This window comes from Kitasatospora sp. NPDC094019 (assembly GCF_044764505.1).
Lineage (GTDB): Bacteria > Actinomycetota > Actinomycetes > Streptomycetales > Streptomycetaceae > Kitasatospora.
Map to the genome: position 1 here is coordinate 96,107 of NZ_JBIWIF010000013.1, position 25,897 is coordinate 122,003.

Annotated in this window: 23 protein-coding genes; 9 read left to right on the forward strand and 14 right to left on the reverse strand. The window is 74.2% G+C overall.

Annotated elements, in window-relative coordinates:
- Nucleotides 1-64: 64 nt before the first annotated feature.
- Nucleotides 65-1,192 carry a hypothetical protein gene (locus tag ACIQ9P_RS26805; protein WP_402361156.1) on the reverse strand — a complete coding sequence of 376 codons (1,128 nt, stop codon included), beginning with the start codon at nt 1,190-1,192 and terminating at the stop codon, nt 65-67.
- A 178-nt stretch (nt 1,193-1,370) separates the two neighbouring features.
- On the opposite strand from ACIQ9P_RS26805, the gene ACIQ9P_RS26810 reads away from it, so the two are divergent.
- Entirely contained in the window at nt 1,371-2,849 is a 1,479-nt protein-coding gene (locus ACIQ9P_RS26810) for an insulinase family protein (RefSeq protein ID WP_402361158.1), read from the forward strand.
- A gap of 166 nt (nt 2,850-3,015) precedes the next feature.
- Here ACIQ9P_RS26810 and ACIQ9P_RS26815 read toward each other — a convergent pair whose 3' ends face one another.
- Entirely contained in the window at nt 3,016-3,702 is a 687-nt protein-coding gene (locus ACIQ9P_RS26815; protein ID WP_402361160.1) for a helix-turn-helix domain-containing protein, read from the reverse strand.
- A 63-nt stretch (nt 3,703-3,765) separates the two neighbouring features.
- On the opposite strand from ACIQ9P_RS26815, the gene ACIQ9P_RS26820 reads away from it, so the two are divergent.
- Nucleotides 3,766-4,569, forward strand: a complete 804-nt coding sequence (locus ACIQ9P_RS26820) for an NAD(P)H-binding protein (RefSeq protein WP_402361163.1) — start codon at nt 3,766-3,768, stop codon at nt 4,567-4,569.
- A 265-nt stretch (nt 4,570-4,834) separates the two neighbouring features.
- Here ACIQ9P_RS26820 and ACIQ9P_RS26825 read toward each other — a convergent pair whose 3' ends face one another.
- The gene (locus tag ACIQ9P_RS26825) at nt 4,835-5,731 is read right to left on the reverse strand and encodes an alpha/beta hydrolase (RefSeq protein WP_402361166.1); all 897 of its coding nucleotides are present in this window, start codon (nt 5,729-5,731) and stop codon (nt 4,835-4,837) included.
- Between the two features lie 68 nt (nt 5,732-5,799).
- Here ACIQ9P_RS26825 and ACIQ9P_RS26830 point away from each other — a divergent pair, with 68 nt between their 5' ends.
- The gene (locus tag ACIQ9P_RS26830) at nt 5,800-6,507 is read left to right on the forward strand and encodes a FadR/GntR family transcriptional regulator (protein ID WP_402361169.1); all 708 of its coding nucleotides are present in this window, start codon (nt 5,800-5,802) and stop codon (nt 6,505-6,507) included.
- A gap of 74 nt (nt 6,508-6,581) precedes the next feature.
- Here ACIQ9P_RS26830 and ACIQ9P_RS26835 read toward each other — a convergent pair whose 3' ends face one another.
- The 3 genes from ACIQ9P_RS26835 to ACIQ9P_RS26845 form a co-directional block, all read right to left on the reverse strand.
- Nucleotides 6,582-7,535 (reverse strand): M12 family metallopeptidase, encoded by a 954-nt coding sequence (locus ACIQ9P_RS26835; RefSeq protein ID WP_402361175.1) that lies wholly within the window; start codon nt 7,533-7,535, stop codon nt 6,582-6,584.
- A 281-nt stretch (nt 7,536-7,816) separates the two neighbouring features.
- Nucleotides 7,817-8,029: a hypothetical protein gene (locus tag ACIQ9P_RS26840; RefSeq protein WP_402361178.1), complete on the reverse strand. Its 213-nt coding sequence runs from the start codon at nt 8,027-8,029 to the stop codon at nt 7,817-7,819.
- Nucleotides 8,030-8,957: 928 nt separating this feature from the next.
- A complete protein-coding gene (locus tag ACIQ9P_RS26845; protein ID WP_402361181.1) occupies nt 8,958-9,437 on the reverse strand; it encodes a hypothetical protein in 480 nt (159 codons plus the stop codon).
- Between the two features lie 105 nt (nt 9,438-9,542).
- Here ACIQ9P_RS26845 and ACIQ9P_RS26850 point away from each other — a divergent pair, with 105 nt between their 5' ends.
- Nucleotides 9,543-9,920 carry a MerR family transcriptional regulator gene (locus ACIQ9P_RS26850; RefSeq protein ID WP_402361184.1) on the forward strand — a complete coding sequence of 126 codons (378 nt, stop codon included), beginning with the start codon at nt 9,543-9,545 and terminating at the stop codon, nt 9,918-9,920.
- Nucleotides 9,921-10,007: 87 nt separating this feature from the next.
- Complete coding sequence (locus ACIQ9P_RS26855) at nt 10,008-10,448, forward strand: hypothetical protein (RefSeq protein ID WP_402361187.1); 441 nt, start codon at nt 10,008-10,010, stop codon at nt 10,446-10,448.
- Between the two features lie 166 nt (nt 10,449-10,614).
- Here ACIQ9P_RS26855 and ACIQ9P_RS26860 read toward each other — a convergent pair whose 3' ends face one another.
- From ACIQ9P_RS26860 to ACIQ9P_RS26890, 7 genes are all read right to left on the reverse strand, one after another.
- The gene (locus tag ACIQ9P_RS26860) at nt 10,615-11,328 is read right to left on the reverse strand and encodes a hypothetical protein (RefSeq protein WP_402361190.1); all 714 of its coding nucleotides are present in this window, start codon (nt 11,326-11,328) and stop codon (nt 10,615-10,617) included.
- 93 nt (nt 11,329-11,421) lie between these two features.
- Nucleotides 11,422-12,654 (reverse strand): beta-ketoacyl-[acyl-carrier-protein] synthase family protein, encoded by a 1,233-nt coding sequence (locus ACIQ9P_RS26865; protein WP_402361193.1) that lies wholly within the window; start codon nt 12,652-12,654, stop codon nt 11,422-11,424.
- Complete coding sequence (locus tag ACIQ9P_RS26870; protein ID WP_402361196.1) at nt 12,651-12,944, reverse strand: acyl carrier protein; 294 nt, start codon at nt 12,942-12,944, stop codon at nt 12,651-12,653. Before ACIQ9P_RS26870 ends, ACIQ9P_RS26865 begins: the two co-directional genes overlap by 4 nt.
- Nucleotides 12,941-14,197 (reverse strand): beta-ketoacyl-ACP synthase 3, encoded by a 1,257-nt coding sequence (locus tag ACIQ9P_RS26875; RefSeq protein ID WP_402361199.1) that lies wholly within the window; start codon nt 14,195-14,197, stop codon nt 12,941-12,943. Before ACIQ9P_RS26875 ends, ACIQ9P_RS26870 begins: the two co-directional genes overlap by 4 nt.
- Nucleotides 14,194-15,039 (reverse strand): SDR family NAD(P)-dependent oxidoreductase, encoded by an 846-nt coding sequence (locus tag ACIQ9P_RS26880; protein WP_402361201.1) that lies wholly within the window; start codon nt 15,037-15,039, stop codon nt 14,194-14,196. Before ACIQ9P_RS26880 ends, ACIQ9P_RS26875 begins: the two co-directional genes overlap by 4 nt.
- 95 nt (nt 15,040-15,134) lie before the next feature.
- Nucleotides 15,135-16,175 carry a 3-oxoacyl-ACP synthase III family protein gene (locus tag ACIQ9P_RS26885; RefSeq protein WP_402361204.1) on the reverse strand — a complete coding sequence of 347 codons (1,041 nt, stop codon included), beginning with the start codon at nt 16,173-16,175 and terminating at the stop codon, nt 15,135-15,137.
- A gap of 132 nt (nt 16,176-16,307) precedes the next feature.
- On the reverse strand, nt 16,308-19,331 hold the full coding sequence (locus ACIQ9P_RS26890; protein ID WP_402361207.1) for an acyltransferase domain-containing protein: 3,024 nt from the start codon (nt 19,329-19,331) through the stop codon (nt 16,308-16,310).
- 351 nt (nt 19,332-19,682) lie between these two features.
- Between ACIQ9P_RS26890 and ACIQ9P_RS26895 the strand changes: the two genes are divergently transcribed.
- Together ACIQ9P_RS26895 and ACIQ9P_RS26900 are read left to right on the forward strand one after the other, a co-directional pair.
- On the forward strand, nt 19,683-21,029 hold the full coding sequence (locus ACIQ9P_RS26895; RefSeq protein WP_402361210.1) for a hypothetical protein: 1,347 nt from the start codon (nt 19,683-19,685) through the stop codon (nt 21,027-21,029).
- Between the two features lie 465 nt (nt 21,030-21,494).
- Entirely contained in the window at nt 21,495-22,313 is an 819-nt protein-coding gene (locus ACIQ9P_RS26900; RefSeq protein WP_402361213.1) for an adenosylcobinamide amidohydrolase, read from the forward strand.
- 70 nt (nt 22,314-22,383) lie between these two features.
- Here the strand turns inward: ACIQ9P_RS26900 and ACIQ9P_RS26905 are convergent, their stop codons facing one another.
- Entirely contained in the window at nt 22,384-23,262 is an 879-nt protein-coding gene (locus tag ACIQ9P_RS26905) for an alpha/beta fold hydrolase (RefSeq protein ID WP_402361216.1), read from the reverse strand.
- A gap of 112 nt (nt 23,263-23,374) precedes the next feature.
- On the opposite strand from ACIQ9P_RS26905, the gene ACIQ9P_RS26910 reads away from it, so the two are divergent.
- Entirely contained in the window at nt 23,375-25,312 is a 1,938-nt protein-coding gene (locus tag ACIQ9P_RS26910) for a BTAD domain-containing putative transcriptional regulator (RefSeq protein ID WP_402361220.1), read from the forward strand.
- A gap of 81 nt (nt 25,313-25,393) precedes the next feature.
- Nucleotides 25,394-25,861 carry a hypothetical protein gene (locus ACIQ9P_RS26915; RefSeq protein ID WP_402361223.1) on the forward strand — a complete coding sequence of 156 codons (468 nt, stop codon included), beginning with the start codon at nt 25,394-25,396 and terminating at the stop codon, nt 25,859-25,861.
- Nucleotides 25,862-25,897: the final 36 nt, after the last annotated feature.

The following is a 25,897-nucleotide window of genomic DNA, read 5'->3' on the forward strand; positions in this document are numbered from 1 at the left end:
ACCGCCCGCCGGGTTCGCGCGAACCCGGCGGGCGGTGTCGTCACCGTTGATACCCGACGAAGCGTCAGGCGGCAGCCACGGCCAGGTCGCCGAGCCCGGGGGCGTCGACGGCGGCGGTGACGTTGCCCCAGCCGGTCCAGGCGCCGCGGTCGTAGTCGCCGGTGGCGTTGTAGATCCACCTGCGCACGAGGGCGTACAGGTGGAGCTTGTTCCCGATGGCGACGGCGGAGACGCGATCGACCGGCCCGAGCGCCCCGGTGGCGGAGGTGAGGTCGCTCCACCCCACCCAGGAGCCGGCCGCGTAGTCACGGCTGGCCTGGTACAGACGTTCACCGGCCACGGCGACGACGTGCAACGTACCGCCGATCGCGGCGGCCGAGAGCTCGCCGATCGGTTCGGCGGAGGGCAGGCCGACGACGGGCGCGGGCTCGCCGACGCTCCAGGTGCCGCGGTCGTAGTCGCCGTCCGCGACGTGCACTCCGTCGTCGAGGCCGAGGCCCGCCACGTGCAGCGAGTTCCCGGTGGCGGCGGCCGCGATCCGGGTCACGACGGGCAGGCCCGCGGCCGCGCTGACGTCGCCCCAGCCGGACCAGGTACCGGCGCTCCAGTCACCGGTCGCCTGGTACACATCGCCGCCGACCAGGGCCAGCACGTGCAACTTGCGGCCCATGGCGGTGACGGCGATCTCCTCGGGCACACCGGGCAGCGGACCGGCCGCGCCGGCCGAGGTGACCTCGCCCCACGAGGACCAGCGGCCGTCCGACATGCTCCGGTCGACCATGAAGACCCGGCCACCGGCGGTGACCACGTTGTGGACCACACTGTCGGTCGTGGTGCCGATCGCGGTCGAGGTGACGGCGCTCACGGCGAAGGGCGGAACGGCGCCGGGCAGCGTGGAGAACCTGGCCCACACCCCCAGGCCGTAGTGGCCACCGCTGTTCAGCAACGAGGATTCGCTGACGCCCAGTACCTGCACCCGCTCACCGGGCTGCAGCACGGCGGTCCTGGGATCGGCACCCGCCCGGAGCTGCGCCGGCGCCCCGCCGACGGCGGTTCGAGCCTGCTCCTGGACGTGCTGCTCGACGCGGGGCACGGCCGCCGTGGCCACCGGCCCGGCGACAACGGGAACCGACAGGCCGAACGTGGCGGTCGCCAGCACGGCGGTCAGTCTGAAAGCCTGACGCAGACGCATGTGAGAAAGCCCCCCTCTTGGTGAAGTCGCCCGATTATGGCAGGCACCGGTCCTCCGTGGACCATCGGGTTGTCCGACCGCGATCGCCCGGATCGTGCACGATCAAAATCTCGGCCCGGGAACTCGGCCACAGGACCACTCCCCCGGGTCGACAAAGCGATGAATGTATGATCATCCGATGCACCATGATCTCATCGACGGCGTCCCCGTCATCTGGACCGAGACGCCCGGCCCGCTCGAAGCAACCCTGATGTTCGGCTGCGGGGTCCAGGACGAGACCTTCCGCACCCTCGGGGTGACGCACCTGGTCGAGCACCTGGCGATGAGCACGCTCCCCCGGCTGCATTTCGACCACAATGCCTCCGTCAGCCTCACCATCACCGACTTCACCTGTTCCGGCCGACCGGAACAGGTCGTCGACTTCCTCGCCCGCGTCTGCGCCGCCCTCGGCGAGCTGCCCCTGGAGCGGATCGAGAAGGAGGCCGGAGTGCTGGCCGCCGAGGGCAGCGCCGCCGCCGACCCGGTCACCGGCGAACTGCTGTCGATCCGTTACGGCACCCAGGGCCTCGGACTGGCCTCCTTCGGCGGCCCCGGTGCGGACCGGATCCCGCTGGACGCCGTCCGGGAGACCGTCGCCCGCCACTTCCACGCCGGCAACGCCGTCCTCGCCCTGACCGGCCCACCGCCGCAGGACCTGCGCCTCCCGCTGCCGCCCGGCCCCCGCACCACCCGCGCGCCGCACCCGGCGCCGCGCAGCACCGGACCGTCCTGGCACCGGGCCGACGTCCCCGGTCCCGGCCTGCTGCTCTCCTGCGACCTCGACGACCAGACGATGCTGCTCGCCACCCAGATCCTCAACCAGCGCCTGACCGACACCGTCCGCCACGAGCACGGTCTGAGCTACGACGTCGGCGGCACCGCCGTCTATGTCGGTCCCGGCCGCGGCGAGCGCAGCATCCAGCTGGACGTCCGCGAGGGCCAGGAGCGGCGCGTCGCCGAACTGCTCTGGCAGGAGGCCCTGCGCCTCGCCGAGGAGGAGCCCACCGAGGCCGAACTGGCCGAGGAGCGCGAGGCCGCCCGGGAGTTCCTGACCGACCCGCGCACCCTCGACATGGAGATCGTCGAGCGCGCGGCGGACCTGCTGTTCGACGAGACCCATGTGGACGCCGCGACCAAGCTCGCGCGGCAGGCCGAGGTGACCCCGGCCCAGGTGCGGGAGGCTTTCGCGGCAGCGATGGAGACGGCTCTGCTGCTCGTGCCCTGCCAGGTGGAGCAGCTGACCCTCGCCCGGCCCGACCGGTCGGCGTTGCCCGCCGCCGGCTGCTCCGAGCGCACCGCACTGCCCGCCGGACCGCAGTACCGGCCGCCGCTGCTGGCCCGGGCACGGTTCGGGGCGGCCCGCAAGGTGCGGCTCGTGGTGAACGCCGACGGCGCGTGGTGGCAGGACGACGAGGGCCAGGTCCACGGCTTCCCCTACACCGAGGTGGTCGGTGTCGAGGTGCACGAGGGCGGCCGCGTCCTCCACGGCCTCGGCAACTGCTTCGTCCCCGTGGACCCGGACCTCTTCTCCGGCCTCGGTCCGGCCCTCGCCGCCATCGACGCCGCCGTCCCGCAGCACCTGCACTACCCGCTCTCGGCCCTGCGCGCCACCGGCTGACCCGAGTCGGCGTCCGGCCGTCGGGGCGACGGCCGGACGTCGGCCGGACGGCGGGCCGGGCACCGGGCCGAGGACACCCGAACGCCCGCTCCGGTCTCCGGGAGCGGGTCAGGGACCGGACCGTCTCGGCAAGCTGCTGCAACTCACCCTCTGCCGGTGTCGGAACTCAGGCCGTGCACGGAGTAGCGGCGGGACGCCGACCTGCGGTGAACGCGGCCGGCGGGACACCCATGAAGTGGCGGAACTCGGCCGTCATGTGGGACTGGTCGTAGTAACCCGCCGTCGCGGCGATCTCCGACCACCGGCCGGCATCGGCCGCGAGCACGGTGCGAACGCGGCCGATGCGTGCGAAGTGCTTGGGGGACAGACCGGTGCCGTCGGTGAACAGGGTGTGCAGACGGCGCTCACTGATGTGCAACCGGGCCGCGGTCGTGGCGACAGTGTCGCCGAGCAGTAGGTGTGCCGCCTCTTCGAGCCGCTCCGGGGGCTCCGGGCGGTCGGCCAGTGCTCCTTCGAGAGCGGCGATCGGGTCGGCGGCGAGCTGGTCGACGTCCAGGTCCGGTAGTTCGCGGAACAGCAGGGCCCGGTCGGCGAGATTGCGCAGCGGGCGGCCGAGCAGAGCTTGGGCGCGCCCCGGCCGCATGCGAACCCGCACGCACGAGTGGCCGGACGCCCCGACGTGATAGGCGGCCCGGGTACGGGGGCCCATGACGATCAGCTCACGCTTGTCGATACGCAGGAGAAGTGTGGTGGCGTGATCGGGTACGTCGACCGCCGCCGAACCCACCGCCGTAGCGACATCGATCCCGGCGACCCAGCGCAGAAGGGCGGGCGGCACGACGAGAGAACTCACGCGGTCCACGATAGTGCCGAAACTTCCTATCCCGCGGCGTGGGAGCGCTGTCATCGTCGGCGCATGATCCTTGTTACCGGTGCCACCGGCACCATCGGCAGTCACGTCGTCCGTCTGCTCACCGAGCGGGGCGTGCCGTTCCGGGCGATGTCCCGCCGCGAGCGGCCCGGAGGGGTGCGTGCCGACTTCGACGACCCGGCATCGCTGGCGCGCGCGGTGGCCGGCGTCGACACTGTCTTCCTCGTAACCGTGCCCCCCGTGCCGACCGCGGACCACGACATCGCCCTGGTCGCGGCCGCGCGGGCGGCGGGCGTCCGTAAGATCGTCAAGCTGTCCGCGATCGGCAGCGGCGAGCGGTTCGACGGAGCGACCGTCGGCGCTTGGCACCTCGCCGCGGAGGAGGCGATCGTAGCCAGCGAGCTCGTGTGGACAATGCTCCGCCCGCCGAGCCTCGCCTCGAACTTCTTGTGGTACCGGGCGCTGATCCAGGCCGGAGAACCGATTCCGAACCTGGTCGGCGACTCCCGGCAGGCCATCGTCGACCCGAGGGACGTGGCTGCGGTGGCCGTCGCCGCCATGACCAGCGATGCGCACGACGGGCAGCGGTACGACCTGACCGGGCCGGAACTGCTGACCTTCGCAGGCCAGGCGGCGATCCTGGAGCACGTGCTTGAACGACCGGTCAGGATCGCCGACACGAATGCGCTCGACCAATTGCCCGCCGGAATGATCACTGGCATCGGCTGGGCGCGCGCTGGAGGTGCGGCCTACGTCACCGACCGCGTGCCGCGGGTGCTGGGCCGACCGGCGGGCACGTTCGAGCAGTGGGCACGCGACCACCGGGAGGCATTCACGGCAATGCCGTAACCCGCCGCCGACGGCCCCCCGGGCGCTCGCAACTCACTCGCGACTCAAGGGACAGAGCCCGTCCTCCTATGGTGCTTCGCTGGAGCCGGCCGCTCGGACAACAGGGCCGCGAACTGCCCCAGAGCGTTTCGGTCGGCCACGATGGCAGCACAGGCACAGGTCTCCCCGGTGATCACGGAGCGTCGCAACTCCATGATCGCCAAGACCTGTGCCTGCCTCGCCATCGGGTGTCCCCAACACCCCTGTCCGCGCGGCCACCAACTGATTACCCACCAGCGCCCGGCACAGGCACCGACTCCAGGCGGACGCGCTCCAGGTGGCCCGCGAGGGCGGCCGCGAACTCGGCCGGGTGGCTGAGGTGGGGCGCATGGCCGGCGCCGGTGATCGTGCGGACGGCGGCGGCGGGCAGGCGTTCGGCGAGGATCCCGGTGATCCGGCGGACCGCGGGCGGGCCGTCGGTGCCCACCGTGAGGGTGATCGGGACGGGGCCGGCGGCCAGTGCGGCGAGGTCCAGCGCGTAGTGGTCGGGGTCGCGGAACTGTTCCAGGAACGTGGGGGCGTTGGCCGCGAGCATCGCGCGCTGCGGCTCGGTGAACAGCTCCCGCCAGTGCTCGCCGAAGGCGACCTGCTCCGCGAAGAGCGCGACGGCCTCCTCGGCGCGGCCCGCCTCGATGTACTCGGCAACCGTGACGACGTGGGACCGGGCCGCGTCGCGCATCGCTTCGCCGACCGGGTCGCCGGTGAGCAGGGGGAAGGCGGGCGGCTCGTGCACCAGCACGCTGCGGACCAGCTCCGGATGGCGGGCGGCGGCCATGAGCGCGACGAGGGCGCCGTAGGAGTGGCCGACCACATGGGCGCTGCCGCCGGAGAGTTCGGTGATCACCGCGGCCAGATCGCCGACGTGCTCGTGGATGACGGTCCGGCCCGGCGCGCTGCTGCCGGAGTGACCGCGCCGGTCGTAGCGGACGGCCGTGACACCCGGCGGGAGCAGCGGGACGACCTCGTCCCAGCTGGTGTGGTCGTCGAAGGAGCCGTGGACGAACACCACCGGCGTCGTGGTCCGGTTTGCGTGCCAGCTCAGCTCGGCGCCGCCGGTGCGCAGCCGGCCGGTGCGGTGAACGGTGGCCGTGGTCGGGGCAGTTGCCCGGGTTGCGAGATCCATGCCGGGAAGGGAATCATGTCACCTGACAGACGGTCAATCATTGACTGTCCAGTGATCCCGGAGAACAGATGCTGAAGGTCGGATCGAGCTCCCGTGTCGAGCGGATCGCGGAGACCGTGTTGGAGGAGATCGCCTCCGGACGTTGGGGGCTGGGCGAGCGCATCCCGCCGGAGCCGGTGCTGATGGACCTGCTCGGCGTGGCCAGGAACACCATGCGCGAAGCGGTTCGGGCGCTGGCCCACGCCGGTGTGCTGGAGATCCGGCACGGGGACGGCGTCTACGTGCGGGCGCGCACCGACACCGAGGGCATCCTGCGGCGGCGCTTCGGCACGGTGGACCTGAGCGACGTCCTTGCCGCGCGCCGGGCCCTGGAGGTGGAAGCGGCGCGGGCCGCGGCCGTCCGTCGCACACCCGAGGACCTGGAGCGGCTGGCGGCCGCCTGGCGCCGACTCCAGGGCGACGAGGACGGCGGCGGAGGCGGGGACCGGGGCGGGGAGGGCGACGGAGAGGCCGACCGGGTCGCGGCCGGAGTGGCCTTCCACCGCGCGGTGGTGGACGCCTCGCACAACGTCGTCCTGATCGAGCTGTACCAGGGGCTGGCCAGTGCGGTGGCCGAGAGCCTGCGCCGCTCGAACGCCCTCGAAGACCCGCCCGAACCGCCGACCCACCTGCATCGGGGCCTGTACGAGGCGATCCGCGCCGGTGATCCGGACCGGGCGGCGGCCGAGGCGGCCAAGCCCCTGGACGCCGTGACGGCCCACCGGGCCGCCCCCTGAGCCCTGCCCGCGCCGCCGAGGGGGCCGGACCCTGCCGGCGGCGGGCGGGGCTCCCGGCCCGCCGCGTGCCCGGGTTACTTGTACATGGCCTTGACGGCGGCGATGTCTCCGGCGGACAGCTCCGTGGTCCCGCCCAGAACGAGCCCGGCGGGGAGCTTCTGCTTCGGCGTGATGGTGTCCTTGCCGTTCTTGGAGTACGACTTCGGGCCGTAGTGCATGATCGACGCGTAGTCGTAGGCCGTGCCGAACGTGCTCTCGCCCTTCTGGATCTGGAAGTTGTGCTTGTCGGCCGGCTCGATGTTCTCGAAGGAGACCGTGACGTACGTGTCCCGGTCGGGGCGCTCCTGCTCGTGGTAGAGGCCGACCGTGTGCCCGATCTCGTGGACGAGTTCCACGGCGTAGTCCGGGTAGCTCCTGGCGTTCCCGGCGGTCCGGACGACGAACCTGATCGGGGTCTTCTGCTCCCAGTGGTCGATCGCGGCCTTCACGTCGCTCTTCTGACTCTTGGTCAGCTTCGGGTCGACCACATAGGGGACGGTCGCCTTCTTCCAGCGGAACTTCTTGTCCGCCCGGCCCAGGGCACGCGGACGCCCGCCCTCGTCCACCGCGAAGTCGTTCTCGACGACCGGCAGGTCGTCCCCGGTCAGGACGATGACGACCTGACCGGCGAGCGGCTCCTCGAAGTCCGCGCCGCCCTCGCTCACGGGGATGTCGACCGTGACGGTGCAGGTGGTGCCGTCGCAGGTGATGTCCTCGACCTCCGCGCTGCCGGCGGCCTCCTCGTCGAAGTCCAACTCCTGCTCGAAGCCGACGACCAGGGACTGCGCGGTGTCGGGCTCGCAGCTGTAGGAGACCTCGGCGGTGACGAGGTCGGGCGCCTGGTAGCCCAGGCTCTCCAGGAGGACGGTGCCCTCAGGATCGTTCGGGTCGGGGTCGGCCGCGTGGGCCGACGGACCCAGCGGCCCGGCGAGGGCGGCCAGCAGCAGGGCGGAGACGGCGCAACGGGCGAAGGAGCGGCGGATGGCCATGGGCGTTCGGCGTCCCTCGTTCTCTGACGGCACGCCCGCCACGACCGGGCACGTCCATCACCCCGGTCCGGGACCGCACCGATGACTGGTCGTGTACATCGTGAGAGCGAGGGAACTCCCGCCCGCGCCATGACACGGGGCCGCCCGTGTGACCGTCACAAGGGCGGGGCGGCGAAGACGAGGCGGTGGAAGCGGGGCCGTGGAAGCGGGGCGGCCGGCCATCGGCGGCGAACGGGCCCCGGCGGGAGGGGTCGCCACAGGAGGTACGGCGGACGGGCCGGTCAGGCCCGGCGGGCCGGGTCGGAGAAGGTCAGGCCGCCCGCGGCGAGCGGACGCCGGGGCGGAACGGAGACGGCTGCGGTTTCACCGGGCGGCTGGCGGAAGTCCGCGCCCTGCTCGACCGGCGACGGCAGGCGCCCGCCGGACCGGGCGGGCACGGCGGCGTCGGTGGCCGGCTCGGAGAAGGGCATCGTGAGGGTGCGACGGTCGGTCATGATCACCAGTCTCCCAGCCCGGACGGGCCTGCCGATACCAGGCCGCCGCCGTTCGCCCCGGATCCCGGAGCAGAGCGATGGAGCCGCCACCGCGCCCGCCCCCCCCCCGGCCCACCCGCCCCGGGGCTCGCCGGTCGCACTGCCATGCGCTGCGACCTGGAAGAACAGCGCCAATGCCACCGACCTGGACGGCGGACCGCTCGACCGCCGCCCGAGGGCTCTCGTCAATATGTGCATCGACGAGCCGCTCCCAGGACGGCGTTTCGCGGGAAGGTGACCGGAACGCCCTCCACCGTTCCCCGTCGACGTGGAGCTCCAGCACTCGCTCCCGGAAGATCCACTTTCCGGTGCTGCGGACCGTCGCCTCGCCGAGCGCGATCGACCGCACCGCGGAAACTGCCATCTCCACCGGCATCTCCTCGAACGAGAAGCCTCCGCAGAAGAATCCGTAGTTGGACCAGTCCCCGATCGGCCTCAGGTCGATATCCAGGACATCGCCGAGATCCACAGTGGTCATCGGGTCATCCTGCTCGATATCGATCGAGATCGGCAGGGAATCAGAAATCGCTTCCGCGGCAGATCCCGCACCGGAGATCCTCTCGGACACGTCCTCGATTTCCATGTCACCCGTTATTGATCCGATCGAATCTTCGGACTCTTCCACACAGTAGGCGCAGGCGTTGCCGCCTGGCGGGGCTGTCCGCAGGGAGCGGCCGATGGCCGGGCCGGAGAGAGGGGGACGAACGGACGGCCCGGCCAGAAACGCTGCGGGCATCGGCGTAGCCGCGACCCCCGGTCACCCACCCGCCCTCAAGAACGGCTGACTCCCCGACAATCGCACCGATCACCGAGCACCGAGCACGGCGGAGGCGAGTACGCGTCCGGCGGGACCGCGCGCGGAGGGTGTCCGCCGTCCCCGGTGCGGGCGTCATCGACCTGCCGCGCCGAGTCGGCGTCCGTCGGACGGGAGGGTGTGGTCGGCCGCCGGGTCGGTGTGTGCGGCCGCTCGCCACGGCAGGAGTTGGACGATGCCCCACGCCGTCTCGACGGTGAGGAACAGCCACAGGATCCGTGAGACGCCGTGGGCCAGTGCGTAGGCCATCCACGAGGAGAACAGGACGCGGGCGATGCCGTCGAGCAGACCGTGCACCGGCAATGGCCGGACGATGCGCAGGACGGCCCAGACGATCACGACCGATCCCATCAGGTTGGCGTACAAGGTCTGCCACGGGTCGGGGGCGGGCAGGACGCCCAGCCCGAGGCTGTCTCCCAGCGCGGAGAGCGCGCCGTGCACCAGTGTGTAGGTCCAGGGAGTCGCGAATCCCGCGGTGATGGCGAGGTCGTACCAGGCGCTCGCGCGTACGACACGAAGGTAAGCGGGACGTGCGGGAGTGAGGGGACGGCTCATGACGTGGGCTCCGGTCGGGATCGGGGTCGGGGTCCTTGGAGCCTCACGCTAAACAGTGGAGTACGGTCCAAGGTCAAGTTCACTGTCCGAAAGGGGCGCTGGGGTATGCGCATCGGAGAGCTGGCCGCGCAGACCGGGATCAGCAGGGACACGATCCGGTTCTACGAGAGGATCGGCCTCGTCACGGGGGCGCGCGCGGCCAACGGCTACCGCGACTTCCCGCCCGAGGCGGTGGCCTGGCTGCACTACGTCCGCACCGCGCAGACACTCGGATTCTCGCTGGCGGAGATCGCGCGCACCGGCGAGGAACTGCGCGGGGCACCGGACACCGCCGAGGCGCTGTCCGCCCTGTTCGAGGAGAAGATCCGCCTCGTCGACGCGCGTATGGCCGAACTCGCCGCCCTGCGCGCCGAACTCGCCGCCCGCGTCGGCACCGGTTGCCCGCTGCGGGTATCCGGTCGACCGGGTCGAGGACGGGAGTGAGGAGCAGCGGGAGGGTCGGCCGAAGTCGTGACCCGGTGTCGGCGAGTCCTCCACCGAACGTCAGCGGCAACTCCCAGACTGGGCGGCATGATCCGACTCCGCACCGCCTCCGCGGCCGCCCTCGCCCTCTCCCTGGCCGGCCTGCTCGGCCCCGCCCCGGCACTCGCCGCCGACTCGGCCGACCAGAACGCCAGTCGCGCCGTGACGCAGGTCAACAGGTTCTTCCAGCAGTACCGCCAGGACATCCTCGACGGGGACACCCAGGGCGCGTACAACACCCGCCACCGGTACCTGACCGAGGAGCTGAACGGCAAACTCGACCAGTGGGCCACGGACCACCACGCCGACCCGGTCTTCCGCGCCCAGAACGTGCCGGACGGCTGGACCGCCGTCCAGGGCGACAGCGGCGCCGGTCACACCCATGTGGACCTCACCGAGAGGTGGGGCGACGGCTCCACCACGGTCGTCCAGTACGAACTGCGCCTGGCCAACCTGATCATCGACGATCTCCGGAACGCCCCCGCGTAGCCGCGCGCGGGACCGCGAACAACCGCGTCCCCGGCCCCGCGGGGCCGGGGACGCGGTCCATCGTGGTTCCTCCGTTCGTGGTCCGGGGAGAACCGGTGCGGCTCTCCCCGGACGTTTGCGGGCGCCACCGACCGTCGTGCGCCCCGGCCGGGGCGGCGCCCGTCCTTCAGGAGGCCGTCGGCTGCGGGGTCGTCGCGCGCTCGAACAGCTTCTCCCGGGTCCGCTCGAGGAGTTCGGCGGCCTTCTTCCGCGACGCCTCCTCCGCCTTGTCGAGCGCGCCCGGGTAGTCCGCGGCCATGCCCGAACCCGCGCCGTACTCGACCTCGACGGTCAGCCGCAGATTCCCGTCGCAGAAACCCGACTTGAAGCCCAGTTGGTCGACCGGCCCGGGGATGCTGTCGACGAGCGGGTGCCGGACCGAGGACCAGTAGCCCTCCTGGCCGAGCCCCCCGCCGTCGGTCATCTCGAACTTCCGTGTCTCGGTCGGTTTGGGCCCGCCGAGCGGCGACCTGGCGATGTCCGCCTCGACCTCCAGCCAGTGACACCCGCGGGCGGCCTCGAAGACTGTCGCGTCGATGGCCACCCGCCAGTCCTCCGTCGCCGGACCGGCGGCGTAGCTGCAACTGATCGTCCTGGAGGGGTCGTCCGCGATTCCGGGGCTCGTCACCGGGGTGGAGCTCCTCAGCTCCCCCGGCAGGCCGGGATCGCCCACCACGGCGCAGAGATCGCCGACGGTGCGGTACCAGCCGACCTGCTTGGCCTTGCTGTCGCCACTGCTACTGCTGCTACTGCTGCTGCCGCCGCAGGCGGTGAGAAGGACGAGGCCGGCGGCCGCGAGGCCGGCCGCACCGGTACGGAAGGTCAAGTTTCGATTCGTCACCGCGTCAGGCTAGAGCCCACCCCTGTCGGTGTCCCGGGCGGGAGGAGTGCCCGCGTCGGCACCGGCGGGGAGGAGGTCCGGGGTGGGGGCGGGTCAGGGGGCGGGGGTGAAGGCGAGGGCGGTGGTGTGGCCGCCGAAGCCGGCGGAGGTGCTGAGGGCGAGGTTCGGGTGTTGGCGGCGGGGGGCGCCGTGGACGAGGTCGATCGGGGCGGTGTCGTGGTCGGGGGCGGTGAATCCGGCGGTGGCGGGAACGAGCCGGTGTTGGAGGGTGAGGACGGTCAGGGCGGCCTCGATGGCGCCGGCGGCGCCCATGGTGTGGCCGAGGGCGCCCTTGGGGGCGGTGACCGACGGGGGGTTGCGGGCGAAGAGACGGTCGATCAGGCGGGCCTCGGCCGCGTCGTTGAGCGGGGTTCCGGTGCCGTGGGCGTTGATGTGGTCGACGTCCTCGGGGAGGGCGCCGGCTTCGGCGAGGGCCGTTCGCACGGCGGTTTCCAGGCCGCGGGCGAGGGGGTGGGGTGCGACGGGGTGGTGGGCGTCGGCGGCGGCACCGGTGCCGACCAGCAGGGCCCTGGGCCGGACGTGGCGCGCCGCCGCGTCCCGCTCGCGTTCCAGGACCAGGAAGCCGGCTCCCTCGCCGATGACGAATCCGTCGCGCAGCGCGTCGAAGGGGCGTGAGGCGTGGGCGGGGTCGGTGGTTCGGGACAGGGCTCTCATCCGGGCGAACGCGGACACGCACAACGGGGTGATCATGGCGTCGGCGCCGCCGGCCAGCGCGATGTCGCACGCCCCGCGGTGGAGCAGGAGGGCGGCCAGGTGGATGGCGGTGGCACCGGAGGCGCAGGCGGTGGAGGTGTGCAGGACGGGCCCGCTCGCGGCGAGTTCGATGGCGAGTTGGCCGGCCGCCATGTTGGGGAGGAACGCGGGCAGGGCGAGGGCGGACACGGACGCGGGGCCCCGGGTGTCCAGTTGCCGGGCGGCGTGTTCGTAGCTGGCGACCCCGCCCGCCGCCGAGCCGAGGACCACGGCGACCCGGGCGCCGTCCCAGTGGGCGGGGTCGAGGGCGGCGTCGGCGGCGGCCCGGGTGGCGGCGGCGAGGGCGAGGTGGGCGGTGCGGTCCAGGCGCCAGGGTTGGCGCAGGCCGGGCGGTGCGGCGTTGACGGCGGGCACCCGGCAGGACAGGGTGACGGGCAGTTCGGCGAGCGCGGGGTCGTGGGCGGCGGTGGCGCGGGCGGCGAGGACGGCGCGCCAGGTGGCGTCGGTGTCGACGCCGGCCGGCGTGACCAGGCCGACCCCGGTCACGGCCAGGGGGCGGCTGCGCGAGGTCATCCGGACGTCCCGGGGGGTGCCGGTGTGCCGGGTGTGACGGGACGGTCGGCGGGGCCGGTCGTCAGTTCCGTGATCCGGTCGCTGAGCCGGCCCACCGTGACCTCGGCCGTGGAGTCCTCGTCCTCGTCGAGGGCGATGCCCCAGTGCTCCTGGAGCATGACGATCAGTTCGATCCGGGAGAGGGAGTCCAGGTCGAGGTCCCCGAGGGTGGTGCCGTCACCGATGGCGTCCGGTGCGGCGTCGAACCTCTCGGCGAGCAGCTCGATCAGGTGTGTGCGGGCGGCGTTCACGGCGTCGCGGCCTTTCCGTGGTCGTGGTCGTGGTCGTGGTCGTGGTCGTGCGTGGGGGCGTGGTGGTGCGTGGCGTCAGGGTCGTGCGTGGCGTCGGGGTCGTGCGCAGGGGCATGGACGTGGTCGAGGAACGGGGAGCAAGGCTGGGCGGTGATCGCCCGCACGGGGGCGTCCGGCCAGCGCAGGGTGAGGGAGGCCCAGGTGAGGCCGCCGCCGAAGGCGGTGAGCAGGGCCGGCGCGCCCGGTGGGCAGGCGCCGCCGGCGAGGGCGTCGGCGAGAGCGAGGGGGACGGAGGCGGCCGCGGTGTTGCCGAGGGAGCGGATGTTGCCGAAGCGGTACCGCGCGGGGACGCCGAGCCGGTCGCCGACCGCGTCCAGGATGCGCTGGTTCGCCTGGTGGCCGATGAAGGCCCGGACGTCCTCGGGCTGCCAGCCCGTGGCGGCGAGGGCGGCGGCGGCGGAGGAGGTCATCCGGCGCACGGCATGGGCGTAGACCTGACGCCCGCGCATCCGGAAGCAGCGCAGGTCGGGTCCCTGGCCGTCGGCGGCAGGCAGCCGTGAGCCGCCCGCGGCGACGGCGATCAGGTCGCTCCCGGCGCCGTCGCTGCCCCAGTCCCCCTCCAGCAGGGCCCCCGGTTCGGCGCGGTCCCCGAGGCGCAGGACCACGGCGGCGGCCCCGTCGCCGAACAGGGGCGCGGTGTCGCGGTCGCGGGGGTCGATGATGGCCGAGTACTTCTCGGCGGCGACGACCAGGGGTGCCGCGCAGATGCCGCTGCGCAGCAGGCCGGCGGCCGTGGTGAGGGCGTAGAGGAAGCCGGAGCAGACCGCGGCGAGGTCGAACGCCGGGATCGGGGCGAGCCCGAGGCGGTGGGCGATGTGGGGGGCGGTGGCGGGGCAGGGGCGGTCCGGCGTGGTGGTGGCGAGCAGCAGCAGGTCCGGCCGCGGGCCGGCGGGGCCGGCGGCCTCGATCGCGGCGCGGGCGGCGGCGGTGGCGAGGTCGCCGGTGCTGACCCCGGGATGGGCGAAGCGGCGGTGGTGGATGCCGGTGCGGCTGGTGATCCACTGGTCGGTGGTGTCGAGGCCGCCCCGGGCGATGATCTGGGCGTTGGACGTCGGGTGCGGGGGCAGGGCGGTGCCGACGGCCGCGATCACCGCCGCGGTGCGGGCCGTCGGGGCGGCGGCGAGGGGGTCGGGAACGAGAGGGGCGGGGACGAGGGAGTCGGGGGCGAGGATGGAGGGGCGGGGGGAGGTCATGGCGCGGCGAACGGGGAGGGCGGCTTGGGGGTGCCGGCCAGGCCGCCGTCGGGCACCGACAACCCGCCGTCCAGCGCGACGGCCTGCCCGGTCAGGAACGCGGAGGCGGGAGAGGCGAGGAACAGAGCCGCGGCCGCGACCTCGTCGGCGTCTCCCCAACGCCCCATCGGGACGTGGGCGAGCAGCCATGCCTCGATCGCGGGGTTGCCGTGCACGGCGGCGGTCATGTCGGTGCGCACCCACCCGGGGCAGAGCGCGTTGACGCGGATGCCGTCGCGGGCCCAGCCGGTGGCGAGACTGCGGGCGAGGGAGACCTGGGCGGCCTTCGTCGCCGCGTACGCCTCCATCATCGGCGTGCCGACCAGCCCCGCGACGGAGGACATCAGGACCAGGCTCGCCTCCTCCGAGCGGGCCAGGTGGGCGTGCGCTTGCCGGCAGATCGCGGCGGTGGCGTTGAGGTTGACCGCGACCACCTGGTCCCAGACCGGCTGCGGGAGGTGCTGCAACGGCGCGAGGAGGGTGGTGCCGTCGGGCCCGGTGGGCAGGATCCCGGCGTTGTGGACCACGATGTCGAGACCCCCCAGGGCCTCGGCGGCGCGGTCCACCAGAGCGGCCTGGGCACTGTCGGTGAGGTCACCGGGGACCAGGACCGGCCGGTGACCGTGGTCGGCGGCCTCGGCGGCCGTGTCCGCGAGCGCGGCTTCGGTGCGGGCCGACAGTGCCAGGCGGGCGCCGGCCTCGGCGAGGGCGAGGGCCACGGCCCGGCCGATGCCGCGGGAGGCGCCGGTCACCAGCGCGCGCCGGCCGTCCAGGCGGAAGCGGTCGAGGATGCTCTTGGGCATGGGTGGTGTCTTTCGCTCGCGGGGGTGACAGGGAGGGTGGCGGGTAGCGGTTGGTGCCGAGCGGGTGGTCCTGAGCGGTTGGTGCTGAGCGGCTGTCAGGCGGCCGGCGGGGGCGGCGTGTGCAGGGCCGGGGCTCCGCTCCAGGTCAGCAGGCCGGTGCCCCAGGTGAGGCCGGCGCCGAAGACGCACAGCAGGACGCGTGCCCCCTCGCCCAGCAGGCCGCGGGCGGCGGCGTCGGCCAGGGCGAAGGGCGCGCACGCGGCGCCGATGTTGCCGGTCCGGTCCCCGACGACGTGCAGCCGCTCGGAGGGGATGCCCATGCCTCGCGCGGTGGCCCGGAGCAGGATCGGGTTGGGCTGGTGGGTGATGAAGGCGTCGATGTCGTCGAGGTCGAGGTGGTGGTCGGCCAGGGCCTCGCCGACCATCCGGGGGAAGATGTCGACGATGAAGTCGCGCACGGCGCGGCCGTCCATGTGGATGTGGTGGCGTCCGTCGCGCAGGGTCTCGGCGCTGGCCGGCACGCGGCTCCCGCCGGCGGGGATCAGCACGTGGTGCGCGCCGCGGCCGTCCGAGCCCAGGCGGAACCCGTGGAAACCGCCCGGGTCGCCGACCGGCCCGAGCACCGCGCCGGCGGCGCCGTCCGCGAACAGGACCGCCGTGCCCCGGTGGGTGGGGTCGACGAACTTGGAGTACGCCTCGACGCCGACGACGGCCGCGTACCGGGCGCCGGGGGTGGTGGCGAGCCAGTCGTGGGCGACCTTGGCCGCGAACAGCCAGCCGGAGCAGGCGGCACTGACGTCGAGGGCGGTGGCGTTGTGGGCGCCGGTGAGGGCCTGGACCCGGCAGGCGGTGGCGGGGCCCAGCTCGTCGGGGGTGGAGGTCGCCGCGACCAGGAGGTCCAGGCGCTCCGGCGGGATCCCGGACGCCTCGCAGGCGGCGCGGACGGCGGCGGCCGCCAGGTCGGAGGCGGCTTCGTCGGGGGCGGCGACGTGTCGTCGGGTCACACCGGTGCGTTCGGTGATCCACTCGGGCGGGACCCCGGCGAGGGCGCCGACCCGGTCGTTGCGGTGGATGTCGGCGGGCAGGTAGGTGCCCATGCCCAGGATGCCGATGGCGGGTGGTCCGGTTCGGTTCACGGTGTGTTCCTGTGGTGGACGGGGCGGGCGGGGGCAGGCGGGGGTGCCCGGGCGGGGCCGGGAGGCGGTGAGGTGGTCGGACCGGTCAAGGACGGCCGGGGGCGAGGGCGGTGAACGGCGCGGCGGCCCCGTTCACGGCGTGTCCCCGGGTTCGCCGGACGGACCCCCGTGGGCGGCGAGCAGCACCGCGACGGGGTCGGGCCCGTCGAGCGGGGCGGGGGCGAGGGTGGCGCCGGGGTCGAGGGCGGCGGCGATGTCAGCCAGGCCGGGGCGCAGGCGCTCGCACAGCGCGTCCACGGCCGCCGACAGGTCGCGCAGGGCCGCGGGTTCCAGGACGCCCGTGGCCAGCAGGGGCACGGCCAGGCGGCGGGCCTGGCGCAGGCCGTCGAGCGCGGCGAGGTCGTCCGCGCCCGGCAGGTCGCGCGGGGCGGTGCCCGGGTGGGTCGCGGCGTCGGCGGCCAACCGGGCGGCCTGGACCTCACCGAGTTGCAGCGCCTGCGCCATGAGCGGGTTCCACAGGTCGAGGCCGCGGTGACCCGCCTTCGTCCGCCGGGCCAGGGCGGCCCGGAGGTCGGCGGCGAGCCGGTCCTGCAGCGCCGCGGCGGTGTGCGGCCACCACGCGGGATCGGTCGGGGCGGGCCACGGTCCGCGCGGTCCACCGCCCCCGGGAGCGCGGTGTCCCGGTTCCTCGGCGAGGGCCCGGCCGGCGTCGAGGAGGATCAGGGTGTTGTCCCCGCCGGCGTTGTCGAAGGCGCGGGCGAGCCCGAGGTACCCGGACAGGCGGTTCCGGTCGAGGAACCCCGACACTCCGCAGCGGTGCTGGAGCGAGCCGATCAGCTCGGCGGCGGTCCGGGTGCTGTGGGCCTTGTGGAGGGCGAGGGAGCGGTCGACGGCCGCCCACGGGGAGAAGGTCATCGCCGTCGCCACGTCGGAGCTGTCGGCGCCCGGTGCGGCGCCGGAGCGGTCGGGGTCCGGGGCGGCGCGCTGTTCCTTCCAGGCCGTCAGGGCGGCCCGGGCGCAGCGCCGCAGCCCCGCCGCCGTGGCCAGCGCGCCGACGACGGCCTGCTGCTGGACCCGGTACTCCAGCAGCGGGGCGCCGGGTGCCAAGCGGCCGTGGGCGCGCCGGTCGGCGCTGAAGTGCAGGACCATCACCGCGCTGCGGCCCGCCAGCGCGGCCATCGCCGACGGGAGCGTCGCCCACAGGCCCGCACCGCACCCCAGGGTCCGCCGCAGCCGGGCGTCGTGGTCGGGCTGCGGGTCGTGGAGCGTGCCCGCGGCGTCGATGACGGCCCCGTCCGCCAGCCAGCCGCCGTAGGGCACGGCGGCTCCGTCGAACCGCACGAGCGCGTAGGGCAGCGGCAACGCGCCCAGCGGCATCGCGCCCGACAGGCCCACCCCCGGGGCGGGGCGGCCGTCGGGGCCGGTGATGTCGGCCAGGAACGAGAACACCCCGGCGTCCCGCCCTCCGGTGAGCAACCGCGCGCAGACCACCGCCTGCTGGGGCAGTCCCGTGGCCGCGACCGAGGAGAACTTCGCCGCGCGGTGGTGCGGGGTGTGCAGGGTGAACAGGCGTCGCACCGGATCGAACCTCGCCTCGGTGGCGATCGCGAGGTGGCTGCTGGCGTCACCCAGCTCGGTGACCATGAACGAGCCCTTGGTGCGCGCGTGGGCGAGGTCCGCGCCGGGGACAGGGGCCTCGGAGGCGCCGGGGGCGGCGTCGGCGGAGGGGACGGGGTCCGGGCCGCCGCCGAGGAGCACGAGCGAGCCGACACACAGGGTGTAGTGGGACAGGAAGGTCTGGTGCAGCGCCGGGTCGGCCAGGGCCGTGGCCTCACCGAGGACGGCGAGCAGGTCGGCGTCCGCGACGACTTCCGCCGCCGGCGGCAGGAACGCGGCCACCTCGATCAGGCGCCGGTGCGGCGCGGTGTCCGCCCCCGCGCTGTCCACCCCCGCCGTGTCCGTCCCTGCGGCGTCCGTCCCGTCCGGGGCCCGGCTGAGCAGGCGCGCGAGATCGCCGCCCCGGCCGGGCCCGAGCAGCACCCGCAGCCGGGTGGGGACATCCACGGCGTCGGGCGACAGCTCGGCACCCGCCGCCGCCCCGCCGCCGTGGCCGACACCGAGGTCGGGGCGTGACGGCGAGCCGGACCGGGCGGACCCGGCGGAGCGGGCCTGCCGCTGCGGGTCCGGTGGACCGGCCGGCCATCGGCCGTCGGCGACCGGCGCGAGGACGCCCTGACGCGGGTCGATCGACCGCACGCTGTTCGTCACGGTGGCGCCGGTACCCGCCTCGACGACCAGGGCGACGTCCGCCAGCGCCGCGCCGAGCACCGCGGGCAGGCTGAAGGGCCTGACGAGGCAGGCGGACAGGGCCTTCGGCAGGTCGCTGTCCGGACGGTAGGCGTGGCCGGCCACCACGGAGTGGACGGGCCTTCGCGGCGGCACCAGCCGCAGCCCGCGGGCGAAGTGCGCGAACGCGCCGGCCTCACGGGCGAGGGCCGGGTGGTGGCTCATGAACGGCAGCCGCAGGCGCCGCGCCCCGACGCCGTTCACCACCGCCAGCCGCTCCACGGCGGCCAGGGCGTCGAGGGGTCCGGAGAGCACGCTCTCCCCGTCGTGGTTCACGCACGCCACCACCACCGCCCGTGCCTGCGACCCCGCCTCGGTCAGCAGTCGGCGCGCGACGGGCAGTCCCGCGCCGACCAGCGTCATGCCGCCGCCGTGACCCGTCAGCAACTGTCCGAGCCGGCAGGCCAGTCGGGCCCCGTCGGCGATCGAGCAGCAACCGGCGGCGGTCAGCGCGGGGATCTCCCCGAAGCTCACCGCGACGAGGCGCTCGGCCCGCCAGCCGTCGCGCTCCAGGGCCCGGTGCACCGCCAGGGACGTCGCGAACAGGGCCAGCTGGACGGTCCCGGCGGGCTCCGCGGCCAGCGCCGAAGTACTGAGCGGCCGACCGGTGACCAGACGCGGCCCGATCGGGGCGATGCCGTACTCGGCGGCGACCGGGTCCGCCTCCTCGAACACCTCGGTGAGCTCCCGCGCCAGCGAGGGCACGGCGGGAAGCATCCGCAGCAACGGAGTCAGGGCGAAGTCGCCCTGACCGGGGAACAGATGGGCCACAGCACCGGCACCCGCCCGGCCGTACGGTACGGACAGCATGGGGATTCCACCTCCCGCCGAGGACGCGACTCGGTGCGAGCGTCCCGACGGACTCGATGATGGCCCTCGCACAACCGGTCCGACCGTCTCCGTGCGGTCGGACTCGTCAAGAATCACGGTGCGTCAATTTTCCGGCACTCGGTATACATTGACCGAATCGGTGATTGTGGCACGTCAACTTTCCCACAGCTTCGCAGAGTTGACCTGTTCTGTGATTGCGGCACGTCAATTTCCGTTCACTTCCGAAGAGTTGGCGAATTCGGCGCCCGCTCCCCCGCTACGATCCCCATCGCGTACAGACACCGCGCGTTCGGACACCGCGCATCGGGCCGCACCGGCAAGGAGACCTCCATGTCAATTGGCCGCCCACCCAACCACCAGCTGAGGGAACTGCTCGCCGAGGCCCGGTGGAACGGGGAGCAGATGGCCGACGCCGTCAACCGGGTCGGCTCCGAGTCCGGGCTGAACCTCTCCTACGGGCGCGCCTCGGTCCACCAGTGGCTCACCGGCACCCTCCCGCGCCGCACCACCGCACACCTCGCCTGCGCGGCCCTGGGCCGCCGGCTGCGCCGTCCCGTCACTCTGGCCGACGCCGGGTTCGACGACACCCGGGCGCCCAGCCCGCCCCTGCCGGTCGACACGGGACTGCTCGTCCACCTCGCGGCGGCGTCCGCGGCACCTCACCGCGCGGGAAGCCTCCTCGCCTACCGGCCGCCCGCCCACCCCGACCCGACCGGCGCCGGCACCGGCCCCCCGGCCCCCGAGGTGTCCGCCGCCGCCCAGCCCCCGCCGAGGGGCGGCGGGCGCACCGGGACGCGCCCGGACGTCCTCGCGCTGCTGCTGCCGGTGTTCTCCGCGGTCGACCGCCTCAAGGGCGGAGGGCACGCCCGCACCGCACTCGCCACCTTCCTCGCGACCACGGCCGCGCCCATGCTCTCCGCCCCCGGCCCGCCCCTGCGCCGCACCGCGGCCCTCGGTGACGCCGCCCGGCTGAGCTACCTGTGCGCGTTCATGCACGTCGACGACGAACTGAACGGCCTCGCCGACCATTACTACCGCCTCGCCCTCGACCTGGCCCGCCACGCCGGCGACACCGCCACCCGGGCGATGACCCTGCGGGCGATGGCCGCCCAGGCGTACGAACTCGGCCACCGGCGCGCGAGCCTGCGCCTCGCCCGCGCCGCCGCCGACTGCCGCCTCGCCCCGACCTCCACCCGCCTGCGCGCCGCCGTCCTCGGACAACTCGCCCTCTCCGAGGCCGCCACCGGCGACCGACCCGCCGCCCTGCGCCACATCGACGCCGCCCGCGACCTCCTCGCCCACATCACCAGCCCTCCCCCGCCGGTCGGCGACTACCACCGCGCCTCCTGGGACCACCAACGCGCCCTCGTCGCCGCCGAACTCGGCGACCCCACCGCGGCGACCACCTTCCTCGAAACCTCCAGCAACCACCGCCCCCGCACCGAAACCCGCTCCCACACCCTCGTCCTCGCGAAACTCGCCGAACGCCAGCTCGCCACCGGGCACCTGGAAGCCGCCTGCACCACCTGGCACGCCTTCCTCGACCTCTACCCCCACCTCGCCTCCCGCCGGGCCCGCACCGCCAGGACCCGACTGCCCGGCCTCCTCCTCCCCCACCGCCACCGCCACTCCGCGGACCAGCTCCTCCAACGCGCGGCCACCGTCCACCACCGCTGACCACCGGGCACCCGACCCCGCACAGCGGCACCGCGCGGCCCGCGCCCCGCGGTGCCTTGAGCCCCTGTGCCGACCAGGCTCCTTCGCGGTGCGGCCCTGGACCGAACCTTCCGTTCGACGTGCGCCCAAGGTCCAGGATCCAATGACCGGAGGAGTGCCCTTCGCCTCGGCAGGCCGCCGGTTCGCGGCTCCTGCCGGCCTCCAGGGAGGAGAGGCCGCATCCGCAGTCGTACGACCGGCCGGGGTGCTGAACGGGATCGTCCGTGCGGTCGAGCCCGCTCTCCGGACCCGCTGACGACCCAGCGTGCCGAGCTGTCGACCCCGCACACGGCTGAACTGCGAATTCCGGAATTCTGCGGACCGTTAGGATCCTCACGAGCCCGTCGTCCGGTTGTCACCGGGGCCTCTTGGAGGCGGGAGGGCCCGGATTCCCGACGTTCCGAGGTGAGCACAACGGACAGTCCCGTGCAGAAGACCCAGCGACCCGTGGTCCTGCGACGCGCCCGGTCCGAGGACGGCTCGTGCCGCCACCAGTTGGTGTGGAAGGCCGGCCCCGGGTGGCGGATGGTCAGCAGCGCCGTTCTGGGCGGCGGGATCGGCGAGCGCGGCTGGGTACTGAATGCGCAGGTCCGGGCCGGTTACGACCGGATGGACCCCGACCGGCACCTGGCGGACCTGGCGCGGGCCGAGGGGCTGCACGGGCCCGGCGTCGGTCTGATGACCGCCGCGGAGGTCGACGACTGCACCTGGTCGGAGGACGGAGGTGCCGTCGCCCTGGTGACGACCGGCATCGGCGTCCCGACCTGGGCCGCCGCCGCCCAGGTCGTCCCGGCACCCGCCCGGTACGTGCCCGGAACGATCAACATCCTCGCGATCGTCCCGGCCCCGGTGTCCGACGCCGGTCTGGTCAACCTGCTGGCGACGGCCACCGAGGCCAAGGTGCAGGCGCTCCTGGACGCCGGGTACGACTGTTCCGGCACACCGTCCGACGCGGTGTGCGTGGCCGTCCGCAATCCGGTCAGTGGTGGGACGGTCGACCCGTTCGGCGGCCCGCGGTCGCTGTGGGGTGCCAGGGTGGCCCGGGCGGTGCACCGGGCCGTGCGGGACGGGGCGGAACGCGATCGCGACCGGCGGAACCGCGGACCGGTGGCCCCCCACCAGGGGCCGCAACCGGAGTGCGACCGCGTGAACGTCCTGTTGGCCGCCACCATCGCCTCCACCGCCTCCGGGACCCCTCCTGACCGATCTTCGACCGTGATCTCCCTCGCCCGCCGGCCGAGGTGACCCGGCCGAGGTGACCCGGCCGGCGTGACCCGGCAGACGTGACCCGGCCGGCGGGTCGGGAGCACGAGGCTCAGCGGGCCAGCAGCTCCCGGACCGCCGCCGTGATCTCGTCGGGTGCCTCCTCGGCCATGAAGTGCCCGGCATCGGTCAGCCGGTGGTCCAGGTCCGGCGCCCACGCCTTCCACACCCCGGCGGCGTCGTAACCCAGCCGCGCGCCCCAGTCCTGCTGGACCACCGTCACGGGCATCGCCAGCTGCGACCCGGCGTCCAGGTCCGCCCGGTCGTGCGTGACGTCGATGTCCGCCGAGGCCCGGTAGTCCGCGACGATCGACGTCACCGCCGCGGCGCTCGCACGCAGGTACTCGGCCCGCACCTCCTCGGGCACGGCGGTCGGGTCGGCGGCCCAGGCGTCGAGGAACGAACCGAAGAACGCGTCCGCGCTGCCCGCGATCATCGCCTCCGGCAGGCCCGGCGGCTGCGCCATCAGGAAGAGGTGGTAGCCGACCGCCGCCGAGGTGCCGTGCAGGACGTTCCACATGTCGAGCGTCGGCACGACGTCGAGGATGCCCAGGTGCGTGACGGTCTCGGGGTGGTCCAGCCCCGCCCGGAAGGCGACCAGGGCGCCCCGGTCGTGACCGACGAGGGCGAAGCGCTCGTGGCCGAGCGCCGCCGCCAGGCCCACTACATCGGCGGCCATGGTGCGCTTGGCGTAGACCTCGGGGCCGGTGGCCTCCGGCTTGTCACTGGCACCGTAGCCCCGCAGGTCGGGGCAGATCACCGTGTGCTCGTCCGCGAGCCGCTCGGCGACGTGCCGCCACATCAGGTGGGTCTGGGGAAAACCGTGCAACAGCACGACCGGGCTGCCGGCGCCGCCGACTGCCGCGGCCAGCTCCACACCGTCCGCACCGGGCAGTCGGACGTGATCGAAACCGGGGATGGTGAGCGTCATCAGGGACCACTCCTTCGGGTCGAGGACTTGACCGGATCAGCTTGGGCGACGGCGATCAGCAGCCGATCAGTACGGTTGGGCGCGGCCGGCCCCCGGCACGGAGGATGGGAGCATGCGAATCGACGTGCTCGGCGCGGTGCGGGCCCTCGGCGACGACGGCGGCCCGGTCGACCTGGGCGGCCCCCGCCATCGTGAGGTCCTCGCCCGGCTCGTCGCCGCCGAGGGCCGGATGGTCACCACCGACACCCTGGTCGACGACCTGTGGACCGATCCGCCGGCCCGCGCCGTGGGCGCTCTGCGGACGTTCGTCGCCGCGCTGCGCCGCGCCCTCGAACCCGACCGGCCGCCCCGCAGTCCGCCGCGCGTGATCGTCACCGAAGGGCCCGGCTACGCGCTGCGCCTGCCGCGCGTCGACGTCGACGTCCACCGGTTCCAGGACACCCTGGCCCGGGCCCGCCGCAGCCCCGACGCGGTCACCGACCTCGGCGCGGCACTCGCGACCTGGCGCGGACCCGCCTACGCCGATGTGACCGGCTCCGCGTGGGCGCAGCGCGAGCGGACCCGGCTGGAGGAGCTGAGGCTGGAGGGGCTGGAACTGCGCGCCCGCATCCTCCTCGGTTCGGGGGCGGGGGCCGACCTCGTCGCCGACCTGGGTGCGCACGTCGCCGAACACCCGTGGCGCGAGCCGGCCTGGGAGCTGCTCGCCCGCGCGCTGTACCGCGCGGGTCGCCAGGCCGACGCGCTTGCCGTCCTCCGCCGCGCCCGCGCGATGCTCGTCGAGCAACTCGGACTCGACCCCGGCGCCGGCCTTCGGCGTCTGGAGGCGGACATCCTCAACGGGTCCGCGCCCCCGGAAGGAACACGTACCGGGTGGACCGGCCACGGTGTGCGGCTCGGCCCGCGCACCACCGTGGACCTGGCCCGCACCCTCGCGCTGGCGGGCGGCGACGCCCTCGTCCACTCCCGGCGCGACCGCCTGGCCGCCATCCGCGCGGCCGAACGCACGGGAGACCTCGCCCTGACCGCCCGGACCATCGGCGCCTACGACGTGCCCGCCCTCTGGAGCCGGGCCGACGACCCCGAGCAGTCCCGCGCCGTCGTCGCGGCCGCCGAGCGCGCGCTCACCGGGCTCGGCCCGGACGGCCCCGCCGACCTGCGCGCCCGCCTCCTGGCCACGGTCGCCGTCGAGAGCCGCAGCGCCGATCTGTCCGGGACCGGGCCGGAGCGCGCGCGGCAGGCGGCACGACAGGCGGAGGAGTCGGCACGGCACCTGGCCGACCCCGCCCTGCTGGCCTTCGCCCTCAACGGGGTGGTGCTGCAGTCCTTCACCCGCCCCGGGCTCGCGGCGGCACGGGACGGCGTCGGCGCCGAGATCCTCGACCTGGCCACCCGGTACGAGCTGCCGAGTTTCGCCGTACTCGGCCGGCTCGTCCGCCTGCAGTCCGCCTCGGCCCTCGGCGACCTCGATACCGCGACCTCGCACGCCGACGCGGCCGACGAGCTGGCGGCCGCCGTCGAGTCACCTCTCGTCCCCGTCCTCACCGAGTGGTTCAGGGCCCGGGCCACGGCCGCCCGCAGCACCGAACCCGGCGGACCGACCGCCGCCACGGCGGCGGCCCACTACCGCCGCGCCGAGGAGGCCCTCCGGACGGCCGGAATGCCGGGGCTGCACCGCGGCCTGTTCCCGCTCGCCCTGCTGGGACTGCGCCTGCTGCACGACCGGCCGGCACCGACCGACCCGGACCTCGACTGGGGCCCGTACAGCCCTTGGACACGCCCCCTCCTGCTGCTCGCCCAGGACCGGGCCGAGGAGGCCCGTGCCGCCCTCGCCGCGGTGCCCGAACCGCCGCGCGACCACATGCAGGAGGCCATGTGGTGTCTCACCGCACGCGCCGCCGTACGCCTCGGCGAGCCCGCGATCGCCGCGCGCTCCGCGGCCGCCCTGCGTGACGCCCGCGCGGAACACGCGGGCGCCGCCAGCGGAATGCTGACCCTGGGCCCGGTGGCGCGATACCTGGCGGAGGCCGAGGCATGCGCCGCGGCGGGGTAGGCCCTCCGAGGGCAATGATCCCGGCAGCGGGACCAGCAGAAATCATCTGAGGACAGCCGTGGTTCCTGGCAGGCTGAGGGCATGCCACCCCTGGATGATCAAGAACTGGAAGCGGCGCTCCGGGACGCCGACTCGCCGGCCTGGTCCGTTCGAGCTGCCGCGGGACGCCGGCTCGCGATGTCGGACCGGATCGACGAGGTGACGGACGTCCTGCACCGTCTCCTCCTCGACGCCCGGGACACCGGGGTCGTCCAGGAGACGGCAGTCGCCCTGCTCGAACGCGAGGACACCATCGGACTCCGCTGCGTACTGCTGGCCAGAAGCCACGCGTCGGAAACCTGGACCGCCGCGGAGATCCAAGCCACTCTGGACTGCGACCCCGCGTGGATGGTGACCGAAGGCGCGGACCGGCTGATCGAGCGGTATCGCGCGCTGGCGACGGACCAGGACCCCGGCGTTCGCGACGAAGTCCAACGGCTCCTGGCGCGTCTGCGACCGCGCGCGGAGTGGGCGCGGGACTCGGAGCCCGGCCCGGTGTCCGGCACCTGAGTACGGGTACTCAGGCGCCGGGGGCGAGAGCTCGGC

Excerpts from the sequence above, each read along its gene's own strand:
- ACIQ9P_RS26805 (WP_402361156.1), bottom strand. The coding sequence starts at position 1,192 with ATGCGTCTGCGTCAGGCTTTCAGACTGACCGCCGTGCTGGCGACCGCC.
- ACIQ9P_RS26810 (WP_402361158.1), top strand. The coding sequence starts at position 1,371 with ATGCACCATGATCTCATCGACGGCGTCCCCGTCATCTGGACCGAGACG.
- ACIQ9P_RS26820 (WP_402361163.1), top strand. The coding sequence starts at position 3,766 with ATGATCCTTGTTACCGGTGCCACCGGCACCATCGGCAGTCACGTCGTC.
- ACIQ9P_RS26825 (WP_402361166.1), bottom strand. The coding sequence starts at position 5,731 with ATGGATCTCGCAACCCGGGCAACTGCCCCGACCACGGCCACCGTTCAC.
- ACIQ9P_RS26830 (WP_402361169.1), top strand. The coding sequence starts at position 5,800 with ATGCTGAAGGTCGGATCGAGCTCCCGTGTCGAGCGGATCGCGGAGACC.
- ACIQ9P_RS26835 (WP_402361175.1), bottom strand. The coding sequence starts at position 7,535 with ATGGCCATCCGCCGCTCCTTCGCCCGTTGCGCCGTCTCCGCCCTGCTG.
- ACIQ9P_RS26840 (WP_402361178.1), bottom strand. The coding sequence starts at position 8,029 with ATGACCGACCGTCGCACCCTCACGATGCCCTTCTCCGAGCCGGCCACC.
- ACIQ9P_RS26845 (WP_402361181.1), bottom strand. The coding sequence starts at position 9,437 with ATGAGCCGTCCCCTCACTCCCGCACGTCCCGCTTACCTTCGTGTCGTA.
- ACIQ9P_RS26850 (WP_402361184.1), top strand. The coding sequence starts at position 9,543 with ATGCGCATCGGAGAGCTGGCCGCGCAGACCGGGATCAGCAGGGACACG.
- ACIQ9P_RS26855 (WP_402361187.1), top strand. The coding sequence starts at position 10,008 with ATGATCCGACTCCGCACCGCCTCCGCGGCCGCCCTCGCCCTCTCCCTG.
- ACIQ9P_RS26865 (WP_402361193.1), bottom strand. The coding sequence starts at position 12,654 with ATGACCTCGCGCAGCCGCCCCCTGGCCGTGACCGGGGTCGGCCTGGTC.
- ACIQ9P_RS26875 (WP_402361199.1), bottom strand. The coding sequence starts at position 14,197 with ATGACCTCCCCCCGCCCCTCCATCCTCGCCCCCGACTCCCTCGTCCCC.
- ACIQ9P_RS26880 (WP_402361201.1), bottom strand. The coding sequence starts at position 15,039 with ATGCCCAAGAGCATCCTCGACCGCTTCCGCCTGGACGGCCGGCGCGCG.
- ACIQ9P_RS26890 (WP_402361207.1), bottom strand. The coding sequence starts at position 19,331 with ATGCTGTCCGTACCGTACGGCCGGGCGGGTGCCGGTGCTGTGGCCCAT.
- ACIQ9P_RS26895 (WP_402361210.1), top strand. The coding sequence starts at position 19,683 with ATGTCAATTGGCCGCCCACCCAACCACCAGCTGAGGGAACTGCTCGCC.
- ACIQ9P_RS26905 (WP_402361216.1), bottom strand. The coding sequence starts at position 23,262 with ATGACGCTCACCATCCCCGGTTTCGATCACGTCCGACTGCCCGGTGCG.
- ACIQ9P_RS26910 (WP_402361220.1), top strand. The coding sequence starts at position 23,375 with ATGCGAATCGACGTGCTCGGCGCGGTGCGGGCCCTCGGCGACGACGGC.
- ACIQ9P_RS26915 (WP_402361223.1), top strand. The coding sequence starts at position 25,394 with ATGCCACCCCTGGATGATCAAGAACTGGAAGCGGCGCTCCGGGACGCC.